This is a genomic window from Chryseobacterium sp. SNU WT5, from assembly GCF_007362475.1.
Classification (GTDB): Bacteria; Bacteroidota; Bacteroidia; order Flavobacteriales; family Weeksellaceae; genus Kaistella.
Genome location: NZ_CP041687.1, coordinates 1,178,227 through 1,200,666 on the forward strand (window position 1 = coordinate 1,178,227; position 22,440 = coordinate 1,200,666).

The 22,440-nt window shown below is 35.1% G+C and carries 22 protein-coding genes; 14 read left to right on the top strand and 8 right to left on the bottom strand.

The genetic code is table 11. From position 1 onward, the window contains the following. Positions 1 to 68: 68 nt before the first annotated feature. From FNJ88_RS05585 to FNJ88_RS05610, 6 genes are all read left to right on the top strand, one after another. Positions 69 to 785, top strand: coding sequence for a hypothetical protein (locus FNJ88_RS05585; RefSeq protein WP_143852238.1), 717 nt, complete (start codon positions 69 to 71; stop codon positions 783 to 785). Beyond that, positions 786 to 1,301, top strand: a complete 516-nt coding sequence (locus FNJ88_RS05590) for an acyl-CoA thioesterase (RefSeq protein WP_143852239.1) — start codon at positions 786 to 788, stop codon at positions 1,299 to 1,301. Positions 1,302 to 1,354: 53 nt separating this feature from the next. Continuing rightward, positions 1,355 to 2,284 (top strand): 2-hydroxyacid dehydrogenase, encoded by a 930-nt coding sequence (locus FNJ88_RS05595; RefSeq protein ID WP_143852240.1) that lies wholly within the window; start codon positions 1,355 to 1,357, stop codon positions 2,282 to 2,284. A gap of 86 nt (positions 2,285 to 2,370) precedes the next feature. After that, the gene (locus FNJ88_RS05600) at positions 2,371 to 3,630 is read left to right on the top strand and encodes a serine hydrolase domain-containing protein (RefSeq protein ID WP_143852241.1); all 1,260 of its coding nucleotides are present in this window, start codon (positions 2,371 to 2,373) and stop codon (positions 3,628 to 3,630) included. Positions 3,631 to 3,658: 28 nt separating this feature from the next. Next, positions 3,659 to 5,341: an Ig-like domain-containing domain gene (locus FNJ88_RS05605; RefSeq protein WP_143852242.1), complete on the top strand. Its 1,683-nt coding sequence runs from the start codon at positions 3,659 to 3,661 to the stop codon at positions 5,339 to 5,341. 1 nt (position 5,342) lies between these two features. Beyond that, a complete protein-coding gene (locus FNJ88_RS05610) occupies positions 5,343 to 5,801 on the top strand; it encodes a heme-binding domain-containing protein (RefSeq protein WP_143852243.1) in 459 nt (152 codons plus the stop codon). A gap of 81 nt (positions 5,802 to 5,882) precedes the next feature. Here FNJ88_RS05610 and FNJ88_RS05615 read toward each other — a convergent pair whose 3' ends face one another. From FNJ88_RS05615 to FNJ88_RS05630, 4 genes are read right to left on the bottom strand one after another with little or no spacing between them, the layout of a single operon-like run. Continuing rightward, positions 5,883 to 6,212, bottom strand: coding sequence for a hypothetical protein (locus FNJ88_RS05615; RefSeq protein WP_143852244.1), 330 nt, complete (start codon positions 6,210 to 6,212; stop codon positions 5,883 to 5,885). A gap of 7 nt (positions 6,213 to 6,219) precedes the next feature. Then, positions 6,220 to 7,092 (bottom strand): prolyl oligopeptidase family serine peptidase, encoded by an 873-nt coding sequence (locus FNJ88_RS05620; RefSeq protein WP_143852245.1) that lies wholly within the window; start codon positions 7,090 to 7,092, stop codon positions 6,220 to 6,222. Further along, positions 7,049 to 7,864: a 3-methyl-2-oxobutanoate hydroxymethyltransferase gene (panB, locus tag FNJ88_RS05625; RefSeq protein ID WP_143852246.1), complete on the bottom strand. Its 816-nt coding sequence runs from the start codon at positions 7,862 to 7,864 to the stop codon at positions 7,049 to 7,051. The genes FNJ88_RS05620 and panB overlap by 44 nt, the downstream gene beginning before the upstream one ends. Positions 7,865 to 7,909: 45 nt before the next feature. Then, positions 7,910 to 8,623 (bottom strand): Crp/Fnr family transcriptional regulator, encoded by a 714-nt coding sequence (locus tag FNJ88_RS05630; RefSeq protein WP_143852247.1) that lies wholly within the window; start codon positions 8,621 to 8,623, stop codon positions 7,910 to 7,912. 90 nt (positions 8,624 to 8,713) lie between these two features. Here FNJ88_RS05630 and FNJ88_RS05635 point away from each other — a divergent pair, with 90 nt between their 5' ends. The 8 genes from FNJ88_RS05635 to FNJ88_RS05670 all read left to right on the top strand — a co-directional run bounded on the left by FNJ88_RS05635 (position 8,714) and on the right by FNJ88_RS05670 (position 17,576). Then, positions 8,714 to 11,104, top strand: coding sequence for a heavy metal translocating P-type ATPase (locus FNJ88_RS05635; protein ID WP_143852248.1), 2,391 nt, complete (start codon positions 8,714 to 8,716; stop codon positions 11,102 to 11,104). Positions 11,105 to 11,238: 134 nt separating this feature from the next. Beyond that, positions 11,239 to 11,442: a cbb3-type cytochrome oxidase assembly protein CcoS gene (ccoS, locus tag FNJ88_RS05640; RefSeq protein ID WP_410495262.1), complete on the top strand. Its 204-nt coding sequence runs from the start codon at positions 11,239 to 11,241 to the stop codon at positions 11,440 to 11,442. A gap of 5 nt (positions 11,443 to 11,447) precedes the next feature. Then, complete coding sequence (gene ccoN, locus FNJ88_RS05645) at positions 11,448 to 13,727, top strand: cytochrome-c oxidase, cbb3-type subunit I (RefSeq protein WP_143852250.1); 2,280 nt, start codon at positions 11,448 to 11,450, stop codon at positions 13,725 to 13,727. Positions 13,728 to 13,751: 24 nt separating this feature from the next. Beyond that, on the top strand, positions 13,752 to 13,943 hold the full coding sequence (locus tag FNJ88_RS05650) for a cbb3-type cytochrome oxidase subunit 3 (RefSeq protein ID WP_143852251.1): 192 nt from the start codon (positions 13,752 to 13,754) through the stop codon (positions 13,941 to 13,943). Positions 13,944 to 13,964: 21 nt separating this feature from the next. Continuing rightward, the gene (locus FNJ88_RS05655; RefSeq protein ID WP_143852252.1) at positions 13,965 to 14,843 is read left to right on the top strand and encodes a c-type cytochrome; all 879 of its coding nucleotides are present in this window, start codon (positions 13,965 to 13,967) and stop codon (positions 14,841 to 14,843) included. 91 nt (positions 14,844 to 14,934) lie between these two features. Beyond that, positions 14,935 to 16,380 carry a cytochrome c oxidase accessory protein CcoG gene (gene ccoG / locus FNJ88_RS05660; protein ID WP_143852253.1) on the top strand — a complete coding sequence of 482 codons (1,446 nt, stop codon included), beginning with the start codon at positions 14,935 to 14,937 and terminating at the stop codon, positions 16,378 to 16,380. Between the two features lie 6 nt (positions 16,381 to 16,386). Continuing rightward, entirely contained in the window at positions 16,387 to 16,842 is a 456-nt protein-coding gene (locus FNJ88_RS05665) for a FixH family protein (RefSeq protein ID WP_143852254.1), read from the top strand. Beyond that, positions 16,833 to 17,576 (top strand): sulfite exporter TauE/SafE family protein, encoded by a 744-nt coding sequence (locus FNJ88_RS05670; protein WP_143852255.1) that lies wholly within the window; start codon positions 16,833 to 16,835, stop codon positions 17,574 to 17,576. The genes FNJ88_RS05665 and FNJ88_RS05670 overlap by 10 nt, the downstream gene beginning before the upstream one ends. Positions 17,577 to 17,673: 97 nt before the next feature. On the opposite strand, the gene serS is transcribed toward FNJ88_RS05670, so the two are convergent. From serS to FNJ88_RS05690, 4 genes are all read right to left on the bottom strand, one after another. After that, on the bottom strand, positions 17,674 to 18,942 hold the full coding sequence (gene serS / locus FNJ88_RS05675; RefSeq protein ID WP_143852256.1) for a serine--tRNA ligase: 1,269 nt from the start codon (positions 18,940 to 18,942) through the stop codon (positions 17,674 to 17,676). 68 nt (positions 18,943 to 19,010) lie between these two features. Next, entirely contained in the window at positions 19,011 to 19,499 is a 489-nt protein-coding gene (locus FNJ88_RS05680) for a hypothetical protein (RefSeq protein ID WP_228414575.1), read from the bottom strand. Between the two features lie 25 nt (positions 19,500 to 19,524). Continuing rightward, positions 19,525 to 20,772 (bottom strand): oligosaccharide flippase family protein, encoded by a 1,248-nt coding sequence (locus tag FNJ88_RS05685; protein ID WP_143852258.1) that lies wholly within the window; start codon positions 20,770 to 20,772, stop codon positions 19,525 to 19,527. A gap of 2 nt (positions 20,773 to 20,774) precedes the next feature. Beyond that, positions 20,775 to 22,421 (bottom strand): hypothetical protein, encoded by a 1,647-nt coding sequence (locus tag FNJ88_RS05690; RefSeq protein ID WP_143852259.1) that lies wholly within the window; start codon positions 22,419 to 22,421, stop codon positions 20,775 to 20,777. Between the last annotated feature and the right edge of the window lie 19 nt (positions 22,422 to 22,440).

Genomic DNA, 22,440 nt, shown 5'->3' on the forward strand with positions numbered 1-22,440 from the left:
ATTAGGTTGAATTGTGTATCGTTTATAATTTTGATTAATACAATCAAAATACATAAATTTGCCAACGTATGAATTTCTCCTCCTTACTTCTAGAATTTTTAAAAAGAAACAGCACTGCGACCATTATAGGTTTCGGAACTTTTTATTTGAATTATATTAATGCTGAACTTGATAAAGATGGTAAAAGCATTCTTCCACCTGGTGCAGAGGTAGCATTCAAGACAGAAGTATCTGCAGATGAAAGTGATTTATCACAGTTTATTTCTGAGAGAAAAAACATCACCCTCATCGATGCTCATATTGAGGTTAGAAAACAAGTTAATTATTGGAATTCTACCTTATACAAGGAAGGTCAACTTCACCTAGAAAATTTAGGGGATTTTTATCTTAACGATCATAAAATACATTTTACCGGCTTAAGAACTGAAAATATATCGCCTGATTTTTACGGTTTAGAGGAAATTAAGTTATCAGAAATCAATAATAAACCAAACCAGTCAAAAGCTTTTCAATTAAACAAGTCTATATTTTGGACAGTTACTTTGGTGATCTTCATCGCCGGAATTAGCTATTTAGGAGTTACTCAACCAGAAGTAATTTTCGGTAAAAGGTCTTTCAGAAAGGAAACTCCTAAAAAAAATATCGCACTCATTAAAAAGGACTCTCTACAAAAAGACTCCTTAAATACAGAGAAAATAAGAATCGACTCGCTTAAAAATGATTCTTTACAAAATTCTTTAGCACCTCCAGTTAATAAATGGAGCTCAAAAAACAAAAAAAAATAAATGGAAAAATCCAAAAAAGCGTCCCAATCGCTAACCATAATGACCAATATCGTTTTACCTAACGAAACAAACTCTTTACATAATCTTTTCGGTGGTGAATTATTGTCCAAAATGGATCGATGCGCTTCAATTTCAGCAGCAAGACATTGTGAAAGACGGGTTGTAACTGCTTCTGTAAATCATGTTTCATTTGATCATCCCATCCCGGAAGGAGGTATTGTGGTTTTAGAATCTAAAGTATCCCGTGCATTTTCCACATCAATGGAAGTTTATGTAGATGTATGGTTAGATGATCCCATTAATCAAAAAAAAATTCACACCAATTCAGGAATCTATACATTCGTGGCAGTTGATGAATTCAACAGACCTATCCCAATTCCGAATATGGAACCTGTAAGTGAACAAGAAGTAGAACGATATAATGCTGCACTTCGAAGAAAAGAATTGTCACTAATTCTCTCTGGTAGAATGAAGGCAGCAGATTCTGTAGAGTTAAAGAAGTTATTTGGCAGCTAATTATATTACTGATCCCCGAATAATCAATAAATCCGACCGAAAATATTCTGATCATGAAAATTCTACTGCTTGATAAAAACCATCTCTTAATCACAGAACAGCTTACCGCTAAAGGTTTCACCTTAATTGAAGATTTCACTTCTACTTACGATGAGATTTTAAATAAAGTTAGCGATTATGATGGTATTATTATCCGCAGCAGAATTCCTATGGATAAGAATTTTATCGAACACGCTAAGAATTTGAAATTTATTGCAAGAGTTGGCGCAGGACTGGAAAATATCGATGTGGAATTCGCCAAAAAATCCAATATAGAAATCATCAGTTCTCCAGAAGGGAATCGCGATGCTGTTGCAGAACAAGTATTAGGAATGCTTTTGCTCTTGATGAATCGTTTATTTATTGCCTCACAAGAAGTTAAAAATGGCATCTGGAAACGTGAAGAAAATCGTGGCGATGAAATTCTGGGAAAAACCATTGGACTGATTGGCTACGGAAACATGGGAAAAGCCGTCGCAAAAAGATTTTCCGGCTTTGGTTGCAAGGTTATTTTTCATGATATTTTGGCAAATATTGGTGATGAATTTGCTCAACAAGTTTCTTTAGAAAAACTTAAAAAGGAAGCAGATATCCTTAGCTTACACTTGCCGATTACAAAAGAAACTCATAACATCATCGATCAAAAATTCATTTCTGAGATGCGAAAGAATTTTTACTTTGTAAATACCGCCAGAGGTAAAAATGTTAAAACTAAAGATCTAGTAAAAGCACTAAAATCCGGCAAAATAAAGGGTGCTGCTCTTGATGTTTTAGAATATGAAAAAACATCATTTGAAAATATCGAATTAAAAAACGATGACTTAGATTTTCTACTTCATTCAGAAAAAGTAATTGTCACTCCGCATATCGCCGGCTGGACCATTCAAAGCAAAGAGAAACTGGCTCAAGTTATTGTAGATAAAATTCTGACAAAATTTTCCTAGACTTAACAAATTTTTATGATCACGGTCTTATCCGTTATTACTAATTTGCCTTATATTGCGATAATTTTCAAGTCAAAATTCTTTCAATGAAATTTCCCAAACCACTCTATCTTCTGTTTTTATTTGTTCTTATTTTGTATTCTTGCAATAAGGAAAAAAAAGAGGAAGAGAGTATTACAACGAGTTTGCCCAATTTTGGGAATATCGATTTAGATAAAATATTTCACAGAAAAGACCGACAATTAAAGAATGAAGATTCCATTGTTTCGGCTATTGACCGTTACTATAAAAACACTTGGGAAAATGGAGATTTATGGGGTGGTTTTTTAGTAGCGAAAGGTGATAAAGTTCTCTATGAAGAATACCGCGGTTTTGCCCAAGATAATAACCAAGTTCCCATTACTGACACGATAGCTTTGCACGTGGCCTCCATTTCAAAAACCATTACCGCAATGGCTACTTTGAAATTAATTGAAGCTGGAAAAATTGAATTGAATGATCCCCTGACCAAGTATTTTCCAAAATTTCCCTACCCGAAAGTGACCGTTTTCACCTTATTAAGTCAAAGAAGTGGTTTACCAAAATATGAACACTTCATCGAAAAAATAGAACCGAAACCCACAGAACTGACCAAAAAATATTTAACAAATCAGGATCTCTTAAATATGTTGATTGAATACCATCCTGAATTAGCAAGAAATACAGATACTGGTTTTATGTATTGCAATACCAATTACGCTTTATTGTCTCTGTTAATAGAAAAAGTTACTGCGAAAAGTTTTCCCGAAGCAATAAAACAGATGGTTTTTAATCCTTTAAAAATGAAGAATTCCTATATTTTTCAGGAAAAAGATACTTTGACGGCAGCAAAATCATTTTATCAGCGAGGCCCAAAAGTATATCCTTACGACCGACTGGATCTCATCAACGGTGACAAGAATGTCTATACCACTCCAAGAGATCTCTTAAATTTTTCAAAAGCACTCTTCGCTAAAAATTTTTTAAGAGCAGATTTAATGGATCAAATATTCGAACCATACAGCAATGAACGTCCGGGGATTAATAATTACGGTTTAGGGTTTAGAATGAAAGTTTTTGATGAAAATGAAAAACTAACCTATCATAATGGATGGTGGCACGGGACCAATTCAGTTTTTGCCCACTTACTGAAGTCGCAAGTCACGATCATAGCCATTGGAAACAAATATTCAAGCCGCGTTTATTCAGCATTGGCACTCTCCGGGTTATTTGAAAATTTTCCTTACGAAAAAGAAAAATTTCAGAAAACAATGAACGAAACCGATACGCTGAAACAGAATCAGACCAATGACAGCTACAGTGAATAAATTTCTTAATTTTGCACAAATCCGATACATGAAAAGATTCTTATTTCTGATAATCATCAGTTTGATTTTAGCGTCCTGCGCTCGGGTTGGCTCACCAGTTGGCGGCGCAAAAGACAGCATCGCGCCCAAGGTTATCGGCAGTAATATTGACAGCTCAAGAGTAAATGTTCCGAGAGACATTAGAGAACTTAGAATTGATTTCGATGAGTACATCAATCTGAAGGACATCAATAAGAATTTAATCATCTCACCGCCGCTGAAAAAAATCACAAAAATGTTGCCCACGGGAATGGCTAATAAATATTTATTGATAAAATGGCAAGACACCTTAGAGGCAAATACGACTTACAATTTCAATTTCGGAAACGCTATTGTAGATAATAATGAAGGCAATGCACTCAGCTACTACAACTTTGCATTTTCTACGGGAAGTAAAATAGACAGTTTGTTTATCAGTGGGGAATTAAAAGCACCTTTTGTTGAAAAGGACCAAAAGAATGAAAATGGTACCAAAAATTTGGTGGTAGGTCTTTATCAACAAAAAGATTCAATGAATTACCGCCAAAAGCCTTACTATATTACCAAAGCTGATGAAGATGGTTATTTTGAACTGAATTATCTTGCTCCTGGAAAATACAGAATCTTGGCTTTTGAAGACAGTAACTCTAATTCGGTTTATGATATCGGAAAAGAAAAAGTGGGATTTTTGAAAGACAGCATCTCTTTAAATAAAAATATTTCTGGTCTAAAAATTAATTTATTCCCGTCTAAGAAAGTATTTAAGGATGTTGAAATGAAAGAAGCTCCTGGGGGAATATTAATGACTTTCCAAGGAAATCCTGATACTATAAAAGTTGTGGCACTTAATGAAAAGTTGAAGGATTATAAAGTAACCCATCAACCAAAATCCGATTCTGCGCGCATCTGGTTTAATGCCACTGAGCAAAATGTGGGCATTAATACTAATGAAAATTTAAAATTCAGTTATGATACGGGGGTCAAAAAAGATTCTACTTCACTTTTCTATCGATATAATACAAAAAATGAGATGTCTCTGGCAAATAATGTTGGAAACTTACTGCCACCGAAAAGAGACTTCGTGCTTACCTCCAATTATTACCTTGATAAGATACAACCCGAAAAATGGACTTTAGTTTCCGATAGTGTACAACAAAGTTTCACTGCAGAAATTTCTAAACAAAATCCATTTGAAATTCATATTAAATCTGATTTTAAAGAAGGTAAAAAGTACGGACTTACCATTCCAAAAGAAACCGCTTCTTCATTCTATGAAAGTACGAAAGTATCAAAACGATTTGATTTTGAGACAGATAAATTAGAGAACTTTGGTGATTTTATTCTAACAATAGAAAATGCTCCAGCAAATAAATTCTGGACTCAGTTAGTATCCGGAAGCGGTGAAGTTGCTTATTCCAGATACGGAAAGGATACTACAATTACTTTCAACTCAGCGAAACCCTCCAAATATAATGTTCGGATCTTGGTTGATGAAAACGAGAATGGAATATGGGATTCTTCTGATTTTATAAATGGTATTTTCGCAGAACCTGTATTTGTGTACGAAAAACAAATTGAAATAAGACCACTTTGGGAAATACGAGAAACATGGAATCTTGCTCCTGAGGAAAAAGAAGTTGAAACTGAAGTGTTGCCAGAAAAAACTCCTACACCTGATCGCAAAAAACTTTAAAATGAAAACTTTTCTAAATATTCTCTACTGGTTTCTGATAGGAATTGCATTAATTCAATTCATTCCCGTTAATCGAATGAACAAACCTATAGATGCTAAACTGAATTTTGTACATATTCAAAATACACCGAAAAACATACAATCTGTACTGAAGAAAGCTTGCTACGACTGCCATTCTAATGAGACCGTTTATCCAGATTATGCTTATGTAGCTCCAGTCTCCTGGTCCATTAAACATCATATAAACAAAGGTCGTGATCACCTTAATTTATCTGAGTGGGGCACTTTTGATCATTACTTAAAAAAGAGTATGCTTGAAAAATCGGTACACTCGATAAAAGAATACACCATGCCGATGCCAGGTTACATTGCACAGCATCCGGAAGCTAATCTTACCAAGGCTGAAAGAGTACTGCTGACCAATTACTTTGAACAGCTTTTAAAAACAAAAAACTACTAATCTGATTAAAGAATAGTAGTTTTTTTATGTTACCTGGTTGCTGTCAACTCTACTGACAAGAAGTTTTTTCTCTTTGAAGAATTAATCTCTTTTAATTTTCGGTCTGCTGAAGATCGACATTAGGACCCCTGCGAATAAACCAATTGTTTTAATAATTGCAACTTGTGAATCCGGACGCATAAACGCACCTACAATACACAGTCCTGCAGCAATGTACATAGGATATACTAAGTTTTTATTCGTTAATGTCGGCGCCTGCACCAAGAAACTTGCTCCGATCAAAATATAAAATAATCTATTGTACAAAAAACTGTTAATCTCTGGTGAGAAAAGATTAAAATATCCCACCAGGATGCATACTAAAGCACCAATTGATAATATTCCCTGAATAGTTGTAGTATTGGTTTTCATTGTTTATTTATTTTTGTTGTTTAAATAGCCATTGGGGCATTTGTTCGATTAAATCTGCAGATAGAATGTTGTTATGATACTTGTCTTTGTATTCCCATAAAAATATTTTTCCAATATCTTTCATTTCCTCATAAAATTTGAAATTACTTTGCGGGAAATTATCCGTGTCTAAACTCCCATGAACAATCCAAATCGGGAGATTTGTTAAATTCTGTTTATTATCAAATTGCGATATTCCCGATATATTAACAGAAGCAGCAAAAAGATCAGGCCGTTTGGAAATTGCATTCATAGTTGTAGCACCACCCATTGAAAAACCCATTACATAAATACGGGACCGGTCTATATTTTCGTGGTTTGATAAGGAGTCAATGCTTTTTAAAAGTAGATCTAAGTATTCATTTGATTCAGAAACCTGCACTTTTCTTTTTTTATCGAGATGATAATTAGAAGACCTAACTGGAAATTGTGGTGACAAGACAAATGTAGGGTATAGTTTTCTATTTGTGGGAAGCAACCACATTTTAGACAATACGCCCATTTGCGACGTGTTATTTTGTCCGATTGCTCCTGACCCATGAAAAACTAAAATTAAAGGATATCTTTTACTTTTTTCGAGATTTTGGGGGTTTAGAAACCTATAGTTTAAAGAAATCTCTCCATTCTCAAATTTACCTGGTTTAAAATCAGTGTAATTTAAGTTCTTGATCAGACTTATTTTTTCCAAAGCCCTGGACGAATCTTTTGAATCTTTAATGGTTGTTCTGGTCCCAAACTGTGTTTTCTGTGAAACACAAGCATGAAAAATAAAAAAAGAAATCAGTAAAAATGTAAATTTAGTAGCTTTCTGTCTCATTCGGAAAATCTCCTGTTTTAACATCTTTTACAAAAGTTGACACGGCTCCAGTAATCTCGGTGTATAGATCTAAATATCTTCTTAAGAATTTTGGTGAAAAACCTTTGTTCATCCCTACCATATCGTGATAAACAAGCACTTGTCCGTCGCAACCAGCACCAGCACCAATTCCAATCGTTGGAATAGAAATGCTTTCCGACACCCTTTTTGCCAAATCCGCAGGAATTTTTTCCAAAACTATAGCATAACACCCTAATTCTTCGAGCAACTTAGCATCACTCATCAATTTTTCAGCTTCGTCATTTTCTTTTGCACGTACTTTATAGGTTCCAAATTGATAGATCGATTGTGGAGTTAATCCCAAGTGACCCATTACTGGAATTCCAGCGTTGATAATTTTAACAATTGATTCCTGAATTTCTTTTCCACCTTCAATCTTAACAGAATGTGCACCTCCTTCTTTCATCATTCGCACTGCTGAATCCAAAGCTTTCTCAGGATTACTTTGGTAAGATCCGAAAGGAAGATCGGCAACGATCAAAGCCCGCTCAACACCCCGTACAACGCATTGGGTATGATAAATCATTTGGTCCAAAGTAATAGGCAAAGTTGTTTCATGTCCAGCCATCACATTTGCAGCCGAATCACCAATCAATATCGCATCTATCCCACCAGCATCAACCATTTTAGCAGTCGTAAAATCATATGCTGTTAGCATTGTGATTTTCTCTTTGTCGAATTTCATTTTTCGCAAAGTCTCGGTAGTGATCTTTTTTATTTCTGAATGTACAGACATATAATTTTAATATTGATGTTTAGAAAATGGTTAAGCTAAAACTTATTATATGATAACATGACCCAATCGAATCAGTTTTTCGTGATTTAAAATCTTGATATTTCTCCCTTCCACTTCAATCAGTTTATCCTGTTTGAATTCAGATATTAATCGGATGGCACTTTCAGTCGCAGTTCCAATAATATTGGCAATTTCCTCCCGAGTCAAAGAGATTTTAATAAAGCCTTCAGGATCAGTTCCTAATTTTTGCTCTAATAGTAGTAGAATTTCTGCCAAACGTTCCCGAACTGTTTTCTGCGCCAGGAAAGTAACTGTATTAGAAGATTCGCCTAATTCAAAAGCAATTTTCTGTAACATTACAAAAGAAAGTTGTGGAATTATCTCTAAAAGGTGAAGAAATAAGGAGGAAGGTAAAAAGGTAGCCTCAATATCAGTCATTGCTTCGGCCTTCGCTTGAAAAACTTCGCCACAAAGCAGAGAACGATAACCAATAATATCCCCTTCTTTGATGAACCGAAGGATTTGATCCTTTCCGTAAACTCCTTGTTTTGAGAGCTTTGCAGTCCCTTTATTCAAAAAATAAACTCCATTGGGGGTTTCACCATCTTCAAAAATAATCCCTCCTTTATGAAAGGTAAGACTCTGTTTAGACGAAAGATATTTTTCATAATCTTCTGGCGAAAGTTTCTCTTTAAAAGCCTGATCATTAAAAACTTGCTTAAGTTTCTGTTCAATAAGCGTATGTTGTTCTAAAGACATAATTGCATGACATTTATCAGCAAAAATAGGGTATTTAAAACCTTAAACCAATATATTTGTTATAATTTTGCACGTTAAACATTTAAAAAATTGTCAGAAAACTGTTTCCACTGCGGTCAAAATATCGAGAAAGAGCGTATCGCCTTTGATGAGAAGACTTTTTGTTGTAACGGATGCAAATCGGTATACGAAATCCTGAATATGAATGATTTAGGAAATTTCTATGAACTAAATAAACGTTCGGGAATTCGTCCTAATAATGAAAATGCTGGACAGTTTGACTATTTAGACACTCCCGAAGTTTTCACTAAAGTAACCGATTTCTCAGAAGGAAACACTTCTCTAGTTACATTTAAAATCCCGGTAATTCACTGTTCGTCCTGTATTTGGCTTCTAGAAAGCCTGCAGACCCTGAATGAAAACATTAATTATTCCCAGGTAAATTTCACCCGGAAAAATGTTCAGATTTCCTTTAATCATAACGAATTAAAGTTGAGTGAACTGGCAAAATTCCTTACGAATCTAGGGTATAAACCCGTTATCAATTTAGAAACAGCCGAAAAAAAGGAAGAACATTTTGATAAAACATTAGTAATCAAACTTGCAATTGCTGGCTTTGCGTTCGGAAACGGAATGTTTCTCAGTTATCCCGAATATGCAGAACAGGTAATGGGAACCACCGATTTCTGGATGGAACAATACAAGAATCTCTTTCGATTCACCATGTTTCTTTTAGCGACACCAGTCGTCCTCTATTCTGCATCAGATTATTTCAAATCAGCTTGGTTTGGATTGAAAAACAAAATTGTCAACATCGATGTCCCTATTGTTCTGGGTGTTTTGATGCTATATGGAAGAAGCATCTACGAGGTTTTAACCGATTATGGTCCAGGGTATTTTGACACATTATGCGGCCTTTTATTCTTCATGCTTCTCGGAAAACTATTTCAAAAAAGAACTTACGATGCCCTTTCCTACGATCGAGATTATAAATCCTTCTATCCGATTGCAGTTACTAAAGTAGATTTCAGTGGTAAACAACAAAATATTTTACTCAATGAATTAAATGTTGGTGATCGCATCATGGTCCGTAATCAAGAAATCATACCAGTTGACGCGATTTTAATTCAGGGAGAAGGAAACATCGACAACAGCTTTATAACCGGTGAAAGCGCCTCTATTCCTAAAAAACCGGGCGACAAAATTTTTGCTGGTGGAAAACAGGTGGGTTCCGTTCTTGAACTGGAAGTAATCAAAACGGTGAATCAAAGCTACCTGACCCAACTTTGGAACAAAGAAGCATTCAAGAAATTCGAAACGGGACTTGATACCATGACGAATGACATCAGTAAATATTTCACTTTTGTAATTTTAGGAATTACCTTACTTGCTGGAATTTACTGGGGCCAACAAGATTTTGAAAAAATGTTCCAGGTGGTTGCTGCAATACTGATTGTTGCTTGTCCATGTGCCTTAGCATTATCTGCGCCCTTTACTTTGGGGCATATTATGAGAATTATGGGTCGCAATAAATTCTATGTCAAAGATACGCTGACCATCGAAAAATTATCAAAAATAGATACTTTAGTTTTTGACAAAACGGGAACGATTACGCACAATAAAAAAGCAACGATTCTCTTTGAAGGCCCAGAAATGCAGGAATTTGATCTTAAAAATTTAAAAAGCCTGCTAAAAAATTCCAATCATCCTCTATCCAAAAGTCTTTACGATTTTTTAGAAATCGATGATGAATATTTCCTAATAGAAAATTTTGTCGAAACGGCAGGTAAAGGCTACTTCGCAACATTAAGAGGAAAATCTTACAAAATTGGGTCAGCATCTTTTACCGGGCAACCTTCCAAAAATTTAGAAACTGCGGTTTATATTTCATGCGAGAACCATTTTTTGGGAAAATACATCTTTACTAACGAATACCGTGAAAATACCTCCGGAATGTTTTCTGAATTAAAAGACTATCAACTCAATATTTTGAGTGGAGACAATTCCTCAGAAGAAGATTATTTAAAAAAATTAGTACCCACGGTGGCAATGATGAAATTTAATCAAAGTCCAGAAGACAAACTAAATTTTATCAGAGAATTACAGGATCAGCATCAAAAAGTAGCCATGATGGGCGACGGTCTAAATGACGCAGGCGCATTAAAGCAAAGTAACGTAGGAATTGCTGTCGCAGACGACACTCACTCTTTTACACCCTCATCAGATGTAATTATGGCAGGTGAGAAAATGAACGAATTGAAAAAGTACTTTGACCTTTCCAAAGATGCTGTTAAAATCGTCAAATTCACCTTCGCAATCAGTTTGTTTTATAATGTCATTGGATTATCTTTTGCGGTTACCGGCCATTTATCACCTTTGGTTGCTGCGGTTTTAATGCCAATAAGTTCCATCAGTGTGGTAATTTTCACCTCACTTGCAACATGGATTCGATCGATTAAATATTTTAAGATCAACAAGTAAAGCCAATGAACCACTTATTTAGAAATAATTTAAATTAACATAATTTAACACGAACTGAGGAATATCATAATTTTTGAGTAAATTTGACGGAGTTAATTTCTAAATTTGCACAGACGATGGATATCTTATATTTAATGATTCTTTGCAGTGTTTCACTGGCTGCCATTTTCTTAGTAATTTTTATAATTAGCGCTAGAAAAGGACAGTTTGAAGACGATGAGTCACCAGGAGTTAGGATATTGTTGGAGACGGAGCTCATAAAAGAAGATAGATCTGCAGAGAAAAAACCCTCGCAGACAGAAGAAGTAAAGAATAAAACAGAAGAAAAAAGTGATTAGTTAATATGGAGACACAAAAGTTTAGTTATGACAATAACATTGTGCGCGCATTCCTTTATGCAACAGTAGTTTTTGGTATTGTTGGATTTTTATTAGGACTTACTGCGGCCTTAATGTTATTCTACCCAGAACTTCCGGAATATTTTTTTGGAACTGACGATGCTACCATCGCGAGTTTACAAAGCGGAAATCTACAAGGTTTAATTAATACCCATGGTGCATTTGGTTTCGGCCGTATCAGAATGCTGCACACCAGTGCGGTAATTTTTGCATTCGTATGTAATGGTTTCTTCGCAGGAGCTTATTATTCATTGCAAAGATTGTTAAAAACCAGAATGTATAGCGACACGCTTTCTTGGATTCACTTCTGGGGCTGGCAGTTAATGATTGTAGCGGTAGTTATTACGTTCCTTATGGGAATTAACACTTCAAAAGAATATGCAGAACATGAATGGCCAATCGACATTTTAATAACTGTTATTTGGCTGGTGTTCGGAGTTAATATGTTTGTAACGATTCTGAGAAGAAGAGTCCGTCACTTATACGTAGCTATCTGGTTCTACCTGGGAACTTGGGTTGCAATTGCGATGCTACACATTTTCAACAACTTAGAAGTTCCATTAACATTTACAGGATGGAAATCCTATTCTGCTTATGCTGGGGTTAAAGATGCTTTGGTCCAGTGGTGGTATGGTCACAATGCTGTAGCATTTGTATTGACAACACCAATTCTTGGTTTAATGTATTACTTCTTGCCAAAAGCAGCAGACAGACCAGTTTTCTCTTATAAACTTTCAATTATTCACTTCTGGTCATTAATCTTCGTTTATATCTGGGCAGGACCCCACCACTTGCAATACACTGCAATTCCTGGTTGGGCACAAGCTTTAGCAACAGGATTCTCGATTATGCTGATCGCACCATCTTGGGGTGGAATGCTTAACGGACTATTGACATTAAGAGGAGCTTGGGATAAAGTTAGGGAAAATCCAGTACTTAAATTCTTCGTCGTTGCAATTACCTGTTATGGTATGGCAACCTTTGAGGGCCCAATCTTAGCAACTAAAACATTAAATAAAATTGGTCACTACACGGATTGGGTTATCGGTCACGTTCACGTAGGAGCTTTAGGTTGGAACGGTTTCATGACTTTCGGGATGATTTATTATCTTCTTCCAATCATGTGGAGAACCAAACTATGGTCAACAAAATTAGCGAATTGGCATTTCTGGCTAGGAACTTTAGGAATCATTTTCTATGCAGTTCCTTTATATATAGCTGGATTTACACAAGGGTTAATGTGGAAACAATTCAATCCGGACGGAACATTGGTTTATAAAAACTGGTTGGATACCGTAACTGCAATTATTCCTTACTATGAAATGAGATTTCTAGGTGGATTACTTTATATTTCTGGTGCAATCTTAATGTGTGTAAACGTTGTTGCAACAGTGAGAAATGGATCATTCCAGAAAAATGTTCCTGCTGAGGCTCCACCATTGGCAAAAATCTCAAATCAGAGAAAAGAAGGAGAAGGATTTCACCTTTGGATTGAAAGAATGCCAACATTGCTTACCGTATTATCATTTATAGCGGTTGCTATTGGAGGTTTCTTAGAAATTGTACCTACGCTTACTATTAAAGAAAATGTACCTACGATCGCCGCTGTGAAACCTTATTCACCGCTGGAGCTGGAAGGTAGAGATCTTTATATCAGAGAAGGTTGTAACTCTTGCCATACGCAAATGATCAGACCTTTCCGAGATGAAGTTGTAAGATTCAACGGAAAAAATGGACAATACTCAAAAGCAGGTGAGTTTATTTATGACAGACCATTCCTTTGGGGATCCAAACGAACCGGACCGGATTTACATAGAGAAGGCGGTAAAAACCCAAGTTCTTGGCATTACAAACACATGTTGAATCCCAGAGTTACCTCTGCTGGCTCTATCATGCCACGTTATCCTTGGTTAATCGCAAGAGATCTGGATAGAAGCCAGATGGTTGCCAAAATAGAACTTATGAAGAATGTTTTTGATGTACCATATAGCAAGGCACAGATTGATTCAGCTGATGCATGGGCCGATAATCAAGCAGCAGCAATTGTAAAGGATATTTATGCGGAAGCAGCCGATGTGAAAAAAGCATATGCAGATAAAAAAGCTGCTGATGGTGAGAACTTTGTTCCATTAGAGAAGAAAGAGATCGTTGCATTAATCGCTTACCTTCAAAGGCTTGGTACCGACATTAAAACTACAGAAATTAAAACTGCAAGTACAAATTAATTCATTTATAAACTGCATTTAAAAATGATACCACAAAGTGTAAAAGACATCGTAGCAAATGGTAGTAATGTTGGTCTCTACCAAACTATTGCCATGCTCTTATTTATCATTTTCTTCTTAGGTATTGTTTGGTACGTTTTTTCAAGACCCAAAAAGTTTTATGAAGAACAAGAAAATGCACCATTAAATGATGATATAGAAGATACAGATCTTTAATTTTAAATAAATTAAACTATTATGAAAAGAAGAGCACCGGTTTACATAACCATACTGATTATACTTGCGATTTTATTTATCGTGTTCTATATGTTTGTACAGGAGACAACATTCCTATCATCACCTTATTTCTGGGGAACGGTAGTAATTAGTGGTATTCTTGCAATGATTCAGAATGCGATCGGAGATTTGATTGAAAACGATCAATTCAAAAAATTAAGTGCTGAAGCTAAAAGTGAATATGTTGCTGAGAAGCAAAAACCTTATTTCAAAGGTTTATACGAAAGTGCGTTTAAAAAACAATCCACGACTGAAGAGAAAGACATCTTAATTGACCACGGTTTTGATGGGATTATGGAATTAGACAATCAGCTTCCGAAATGGTGGTTAGGTTTATTCTATTTCGGTTTGGCATATTGCGCTGTTTACATGGTTTCGTACTGGACCACTGATTTTGCACACCAAGGTGTAGAATATGATGCAGAATACAAGGCCCAAACCGCAAGTATTGCAGAGTATATGAAAAATACGCCCCCACCAACAATTGAAAATGCAGTGTACTCACCAGACAATATCGCAGCAGGGGAAGAAGTATTTAAAACAAACTGTGTATCTTGTCACAGTGCAGGTGGAGCAGGTGGAATTGGACCGAACCTAACAGATAATACCTGGATCAATCAACCAGAAAAAACATTATTTAAAAATGTATTCCATATGGTTGAAAACGGCAGTCCAAACAATCCAGCGATGCAGGCATTTGGTAAAAATGGAGTATTAACTGGATTCGATATCCAGAATGTAGCAGCTTATATTTACCATATTAATCAGGAACAACCTCCAATTACTACTGCTCAAGGTGGAGCAGCTCCGCAGGGAACGCCTGCAAATTGGGAGAAATAAAACTTAAATAAATAAAACTATGAAAACATAATTCGTTATCTTTTATACCAAAGAGATAGCGGATTATGTTTTTTTACTTTAAGAATAAGAAATGTCAGATAATAATTACAGAGGAGGACAAGGACAAGTTATAGAAGCAGAAACATTCAGAGATTCTGTAGGAACGATGGACCAAGCAGGTAAGAGAAGGTGGGTTTTCCCTAAAAAACCACAAGGTCGATATACCGATTACCGAACATTAGTAGCCGTAATATTACTGGCTCTCTTTTTCGCAATTCCTTTTATTAAAATTAATGGTAATCCATTTTTACTCATCAATATTTTAGACAGACAGTTTTTTATATTTGGACAACCTTTCTTTCCGCAGGATTTCTTTATTCTTGCGCTGGGAGCAATTACTTCTATCGTATTTATTATTTTATTTACGGTAGTTTTTGGAAGGATATTTTGTGGATGGATTTGTCCACAAACCATTTTTCTGGAAATGATTTTCCGCAAAATAGATTATCTTATTGAAGGAGACCGTAATAAGCAGATGAAGCTTGATCGCCAGGAATGGAATGCAGAGAAAATATGGAAACGAGGATTAAAATATTTCATATTTTTAATAATATCTTTGGTAATTACCCACTGGATGTACATGTACATCGTTGGTTATAAAGAAGTATTCGCAATTATGCAGGGCGGTCCATTTGAGAATTTTTCCAACTTCCTGGTAATGATTATATTCACTGCATCTTTCTATTTTACATTTGCATGGTTTCGCGAGCAAGTTTGTACTTTAGTTTGTCCTTACGGAAGATTGCAGGGAGTATTGATTGACAAGCAAACAATCAATGTGTATTATGATTTCAAGAGAGGAGAAAATCGTTCAAAATGGAGAAAAGGTGAGGATCGAGCAATTGAAGGAAAAGGAGATTGTATTGACTGTAATCAATGTGTAGTAGTTTGTCCCACAGGAATTGATATCCGCGATGGCCAACAGTTAGAATGCGTAAACTGTACTGCCTGTATCGATGCCTGTGATGAAGTCATGGTAAAAGTAGGACTTCCAAAAGGCCTCATTCGCTATGCTACAGAAGACGAAATTGAAAAAGAAATTCCATTTCGATTCACGAATAGAATGAAAGCTTACACAGGTGTTTTGCTATTAATGATTGGCTTCCTAGGATTCTTACTCAGCAACAGAGGAGCAATGGAAGCAAAATTTATTAAACCCGCAGGTTCTACGTATTTCGTTCGGGATGGGAATATTACCAATATCTACAATTACACTTTCCTAAATAAATCTACGAATGATCAAATGGTCACTATTAAAGTCCTGGAACCTTTACATGGTAAAGTGAAGTTAAGTGGTGACGAGCAAATTTTACTGAAAAAAGACGAGATTACAAAAGGAACTGTAAATATCAGCTTCCCTGAAAAAGAAGTTCAACTCTCCAAACAAAAAGTAAAGATTGGAGTATATAATAAGTCTGGAGAACTCTTAGACTCTTTCGATACGTATTTCGAAGGTCCATTTAAAATTCAATTTTAATTCAATATGTTTAAAAAATTCACATGGGCACACGGTGTCGTTATAGCCCTGGGATCATTTATATGTTTCATTTTATTTATGGTATTGGTTTTTCCTAATGGCCAACAAGGTTCAGATTTAGTTTCAGATAGCTATTATGAAGATGAATTGATTTATCAAGAAGTTATAGACGGAAAAAACAATGCAGACCAACTTGCAGAAAAACCCGTATTTACTCAAGGAGCAACTGGAATAAAAATTGACTTTCCAGCAAGCGTGGTGGTAGATGCCAACAAGGTACATTTCGACTTATTCCGTACTGATGATGCCAATTTAGATGTAAAAAAAGATCTAACACTAGACGGAACTCATTCTTTTACCATTCCAAGACAGGTTATTTCTAAAGGATCATACACCTTAAAAGTCAAATGGAAACAAAATAAAAAACCGTATCAGATCGATTACGATGTTCTATGGAATTAGCACTGGTTATTTCTGCACTTGGATTAGGGTTTGCTTCTGGCTTCCACTGCATCGGTATGTGTGGGCCCATCGCCTTGTCAATGGGGTTAACCAAGAAACAGGCGACCAATTTCTATTTACAAAACCTAACTTATCAATTTGGAAGAATTGTAACTTATTCCTTTTTAGGTGCTATTTTAGGTATTGTCGGCCAAGGTTTTCAAATGGTAGGATTTCAGCAATATTTAACCATTGGAGTTGGAATTCTTTTAATTCTGATGGCAATATTCTCTTTCGGTGGAAGGGATTTCGCATCTAAGATTCCATTCCTTACTGGTTTCCTTTTAAAGGTAAAATTAAACCTATCTAAACTTTTACAGAAAGCAGACTACCGATCAAGATTTGCAACTGGAATACTTAACGGATTTTTACCTTGTGGCATGGTCTATATGGCGTTGACTGCAAGTTTAGCTGCAGGAGGAATTTGGCAAAGCGCTGTATTCATGAGTCTTTTTGGTTTAGGAACGTTACCATTTATGTTTCTTGTCGTATTATTAGGAAATCTAATGACCACAGCACTACGCATAAAAATTCTGAAATTCGTCCCCATTATGATGATCATTCTAGGTGGTCTTTTTATTTTAAGAGGTCTAGAAATTGGAATTCCTTACTTATCTCCTAAAAAAGAAGCCTTAATTATTCACCACAACGGATCGCAAGAGCATCTGGAAGGAAATCACGAAAGTTGTCATTAAATATAAATTCTCAAGATCTAATGATGTGACATCTTATTAAAAAATAATTAAACCACCGAAATTTCGGTGGTTTAATTATTTTTCGAAAACTACACTTTTAGTTAATAAGGTCAAATCTCGCGTACTCTGCAATTTTAGCAGGCAACTTGATACCTTCTGCAGTTTGATTATTTTCTAATAAAGCAGCCATAATTCTCGGTAACGCCATAGCTGAACCATTTAACGTATGAACCAATTGTGTTTTTCCTTCACTTTTATATCTGCATTTCAAGCGATTTGCCTGAAATGTTTCAAAATTGGAAACAGAAGAAACTTCTAACCACATTTCCTGCGCCGCACTCCAAACTTCAAAATCATAGGTCATAGCAGCTGCAAAGCCTGTATCACCTCCACACAATCTCAAAATTCTAAATGGCAACTGTAGATCCATTAAAATAGATTTGACATGTTCTACCATTCCTTCTAAGGCTGCGTAAGAATTCTCAGGCTTTTCGATACGAACGATCTCAACCTTTTCAAATTGATGCAAACGGTTTAATCCTCTTACATGAGCTCCGTAACTACCAGCTTCCCTTCTATAACACTGAGAAAAAGCGGTATTCTTTATAGGTAATTCTTTTTCATCAACGATAACGTCCCGATAGATATTTGTTACAGGTACCTCTGCTGTTGGAATCAAGTACAAGTTATCTTCATTAATAAAATACATCTGCCCCTCTTTATCTGGCAACTGCCCTGTCCCATATCCGGAAGCTTCATTTACAACCTGCGGTGGATTTACTTCCATATAACCAGCTTCTACATTGGTATCTAAAAAATATTGGACCAACGCCCTTTGAAGTCTTGCACCTTTCCCCAAATACACAGGGAAACCTGCGCCAGCTATTTTCACGCCCAATTCAAAATCGATAAGATTATATTTTTTCGCCAATTCCCAATGTGGAATCGCGCCTTCACCTAAGCCTTTTACATCATGAGACTGATAAATAATTTCATTATCCTCTGCAGTACTTCCAGCTTTTACTTTTTCGTAAGGAATATTGGGAATTAAATAAAGGATCTCCAAAAGTCGAGCTTCAGCATCCTTTAGATTTTGTTGTAGATTTTGGGATTTCTCTTTGAATTCTGAAGTTTTCGCTTTTGCAGATTCAGCTTCATCTTTTTTCCCATCTCTCATCAAGAGACCGATTTCTTTCGAAATCTTATTCATTTCTGTTAAATTCTGGTCGAGTTCAAACTGGGACCTTTTTCTTTGATCATCAACAGCAATTGCTTCATCAATCAACTCCAACTGTTTGAAATTTCTTTTTTGTAAACCCTCCAATACGCGTTCTCTATTCTCGCGCAAAAAATTAACTTGTAACATGAAATATAAGTATTATTGTTCTCCTCAATTCTTGAATAAGCTCAAGAATTGAGTTGTAAATTTAGTGATTATTTAGTGATTTTCACGATATTCAACTGTCCTTCAGTTTTCGTGAATTTCAAAACTCCATTATACCAAACTTTAGAAACCTGAAATAAATTGGGCGTTGATGTATATTGGATGGTCATGGTATCATTAGTTATTCTCCGAACCGAATCATTCACTTTTTTAGTCAAAATTAAAGCGATTTTCGACTCATATGTTTTATTGCTCCCTGACGAATCAATACCTACTCTTTTCGCTCCGGCAAGATACTCCATGTAATTAATCGTATCAGCGTTTTTTTGCATTGAAAAAGAAACGGGTGCATTATCTGTCAACCCATAAATATCGTTCATTTGCTGATTAATATAAGAGCCTGGAATTTTTGCATTCAACATATCCTGTCCTAACGAATCGATATATAAATTCAAAATCTGATCTATCTTTTGCACAGAATCATCGTCATTTCTACACGAAAGAAGAGCCAGGAATAATAACATGCAGATAAAAACCATATTTTTCATTAATACAAAGATAATTTTATTTTAAATCTTTCCAATAAAGATAAAAAGAAAAAGAAAGTAGAAAGCCACCAAGAATCATACTTAGACTTAAACTGATGGCCATTCCTACAACTCCAAATTTATTGATCAATAAAAATGCAGAAAAGAACAAAATAGCTAAAGTCAACATTGATATAATCGTATTAATCTTCATCTTCCCAACAGCGGAAAGCAGGTTCCCATATAGGTTTCGAAAGAGCATATTCGTACAAAATCCTGCTAACAAAATAATGAAAACAATTATATTCTCAGAATATCGTTTCCCAAAGAATATATTAAGCAATTCTGATTTAAATACAAATCCAAAGATAAAAACAAGTAAAGTTATTGGTATAAAAATTTTATAATAATTAGAAATATAATTTCTTAAAAAACTTTTGTTCTGATAGTTTTTTGCTAAAACTGGAAAATCACTTTGCATAAATGTTAATGCTAGAAATGTAATATTTGTAGGTATTAATATGGCGACTTTATAATTTGCAACTGCTGCTTCACTCATCATGAAACTCAGCATCAAAACATCTACTGAAAAAAGCGTATCTGATAATAAAGCAGTCCCGGCTGCATGCAGTCCGTATTTTCTAATTTCTAATTTGCTGAAGGAGATTTTTCCGACAGTGGACGACAGGTGATTACTTCTAAAGAAAAACAAAGATATAAATGGGGTAAGCGCAATCGCTATCAAATACCCTTTCAAACCAAATAAGTATGAGAGAAGTACTAATAGAAAAAGGCCAATAACATTCACAACATTTGTCAAAAATGAATATCTTTTATTATCACCGAAAACTCTAGATTCTGACTGTAAATGATTAAAGAAATAGAAACCTATCAAACGAACCGTAAAAAAAATAAAAATTAAAAATATTTCTTCATATCGATCAACATAAAACAAACTGATGACCATGAATATAATACTTAATAAAATCTGGTGCACCAGTCCTTGTTTGAAAAGATACCTTGATAAATTTCGTTTTTCAGAAATAGTATTACTTATGGACCCAAATCGCAATAAACTCTGTTGACTTCCAAATCCACTAAATGGTAAAAACATTGCAAAAAGTGAAGCTACAATTGAAATAGTCCCAAATTGATTTTCGGGCAGAATTCTAATGATAAATAATGAGCCGGCAAAAGCACAAATTTTGGCAATCAGCAATGAAAGAAAGACGTGTTGTCCTTTGTTTTTGATAAAATCAATAATAAAATTGCGAAGACTTTTCATCTTTAAAAATAGAGTTTAAAGATGGATAAAATGTTAATAGCTTTTGTTTTTGAGAAGAATCTATCAGAACGAAATAATAGAATAATTTCTTTATAGAGTTCTGGGTAGCCTTCAAGTCGATTCAGATTCTCATTAAAATATCGATCATAGCACTGCTGAATAGAAAGATTTTGATCAAAATAATATTGATAAGGATACATACTTCCATTCTGTGGCGTTCTCAAAATTTTGTTATTCAAAAGATTAAAACCACGTTTCAAAACTTTATCTCCAAAAGTTGTTTTCCACTGTGCGTCTGGTTTCATCAAAGTTCTTTCCCAGCGGTAATGAGTAGCTTCTTTGCAATGTTTGTTGATCCACTCTAGATAAAAACGGTGATTATATTTCCACTCTTCGGGAAGTGATAATGCAAATTGTAGAAATTGTTTATCCATAAATGGTGAAGTTTGATACCGTTTCTGCTGCAAAACGTGCGCTCCAAGCACCGTTCTGTTAAAGGCTATATTCCGCAGTAAAAAAGCTTCCTCCGTTTCATAATTTTGGAGCGTTTTCTCTAAAGACTCACTCACTTGCGGTAAAAAATTCTGATCATTTACAATTTTGTAAAATGAGGGTTTTTTCCTCCGTGGTTCTGTATTAAATGCACCTAGAACACCGTCACCGATCTGGCCACTGTGAAAAAGAGCAAAATTCTCATACGCCATATTTTCAACAGCATGTTGTACATGAATACCACCGGTGAAACTTACCAGTCCTTCAGAAATCTCGGTTAAATGATCAATCTTCTCTAAGAATTTACCAGCATCCAGTGGGATAAACTCATAATGAATGTCTTGATCCACTGCAATTTTCTTGGATATAGTATGATCGTAATAGTTTGACTGTGAAAAACATAATGCATTTCCAGGTTTGAAGTTATTTTTCAAAGCATACATCATCGCCACCCGACTGTCTAAGCCACCACTCAGTAAAGCAAGATGATCTGTCTTAAACTCTAAATCTTTTTTATATTCTAATGTGATTGCAGCAGAGAAAACCTGATCCATTTGGTCAATCGCTGCTTTTTTGGAACCAATAAACATTGGTGTTTCCGCAAGGTTAAAATATTGTATTTCATTAAAATACAGATGCTTACAATCAACTTCAAAATAATGACCATCTAATAGTTTTTTGATATTTTCTATCGGTGTTTTTTCTTCCAGAATATTGCTAAAACATAATAACTGATAGAGAGACTCCAAATCAGGTTTGGTTAAAACCCCTGCTTCTTTAAGGATTGCGTTTAGTCGAACCAGACTTGTATCTATATATACTGCCTGATTAGCTTTGGTACCAAAAATTCTTTGTGTAGAGGAAATATTAGTAAAGGCTACAAATTTATTTTCGTCTTTATTATAAATGAAACCACGAAACTCTCCTTCAAAGTAATCAATAATACGACTCCCCTTGCTGAGATACAATTCTTTAATTAACGTTTCAAAATCTTTCAGGGCGAAATCATTCAATAGTTTTTGTTTATTGAGTAGAACACCCTCGAAAAGAAAATCAAAATTTGCTGATTTCAAGTACAGATTATCATACTCCTTTGAAATAAAAGAATTTACAACAACTTCACCTTCGAAAATAGTTACAGAAAACCCTTTCTTCATGCTGAATAACTAATAAAAG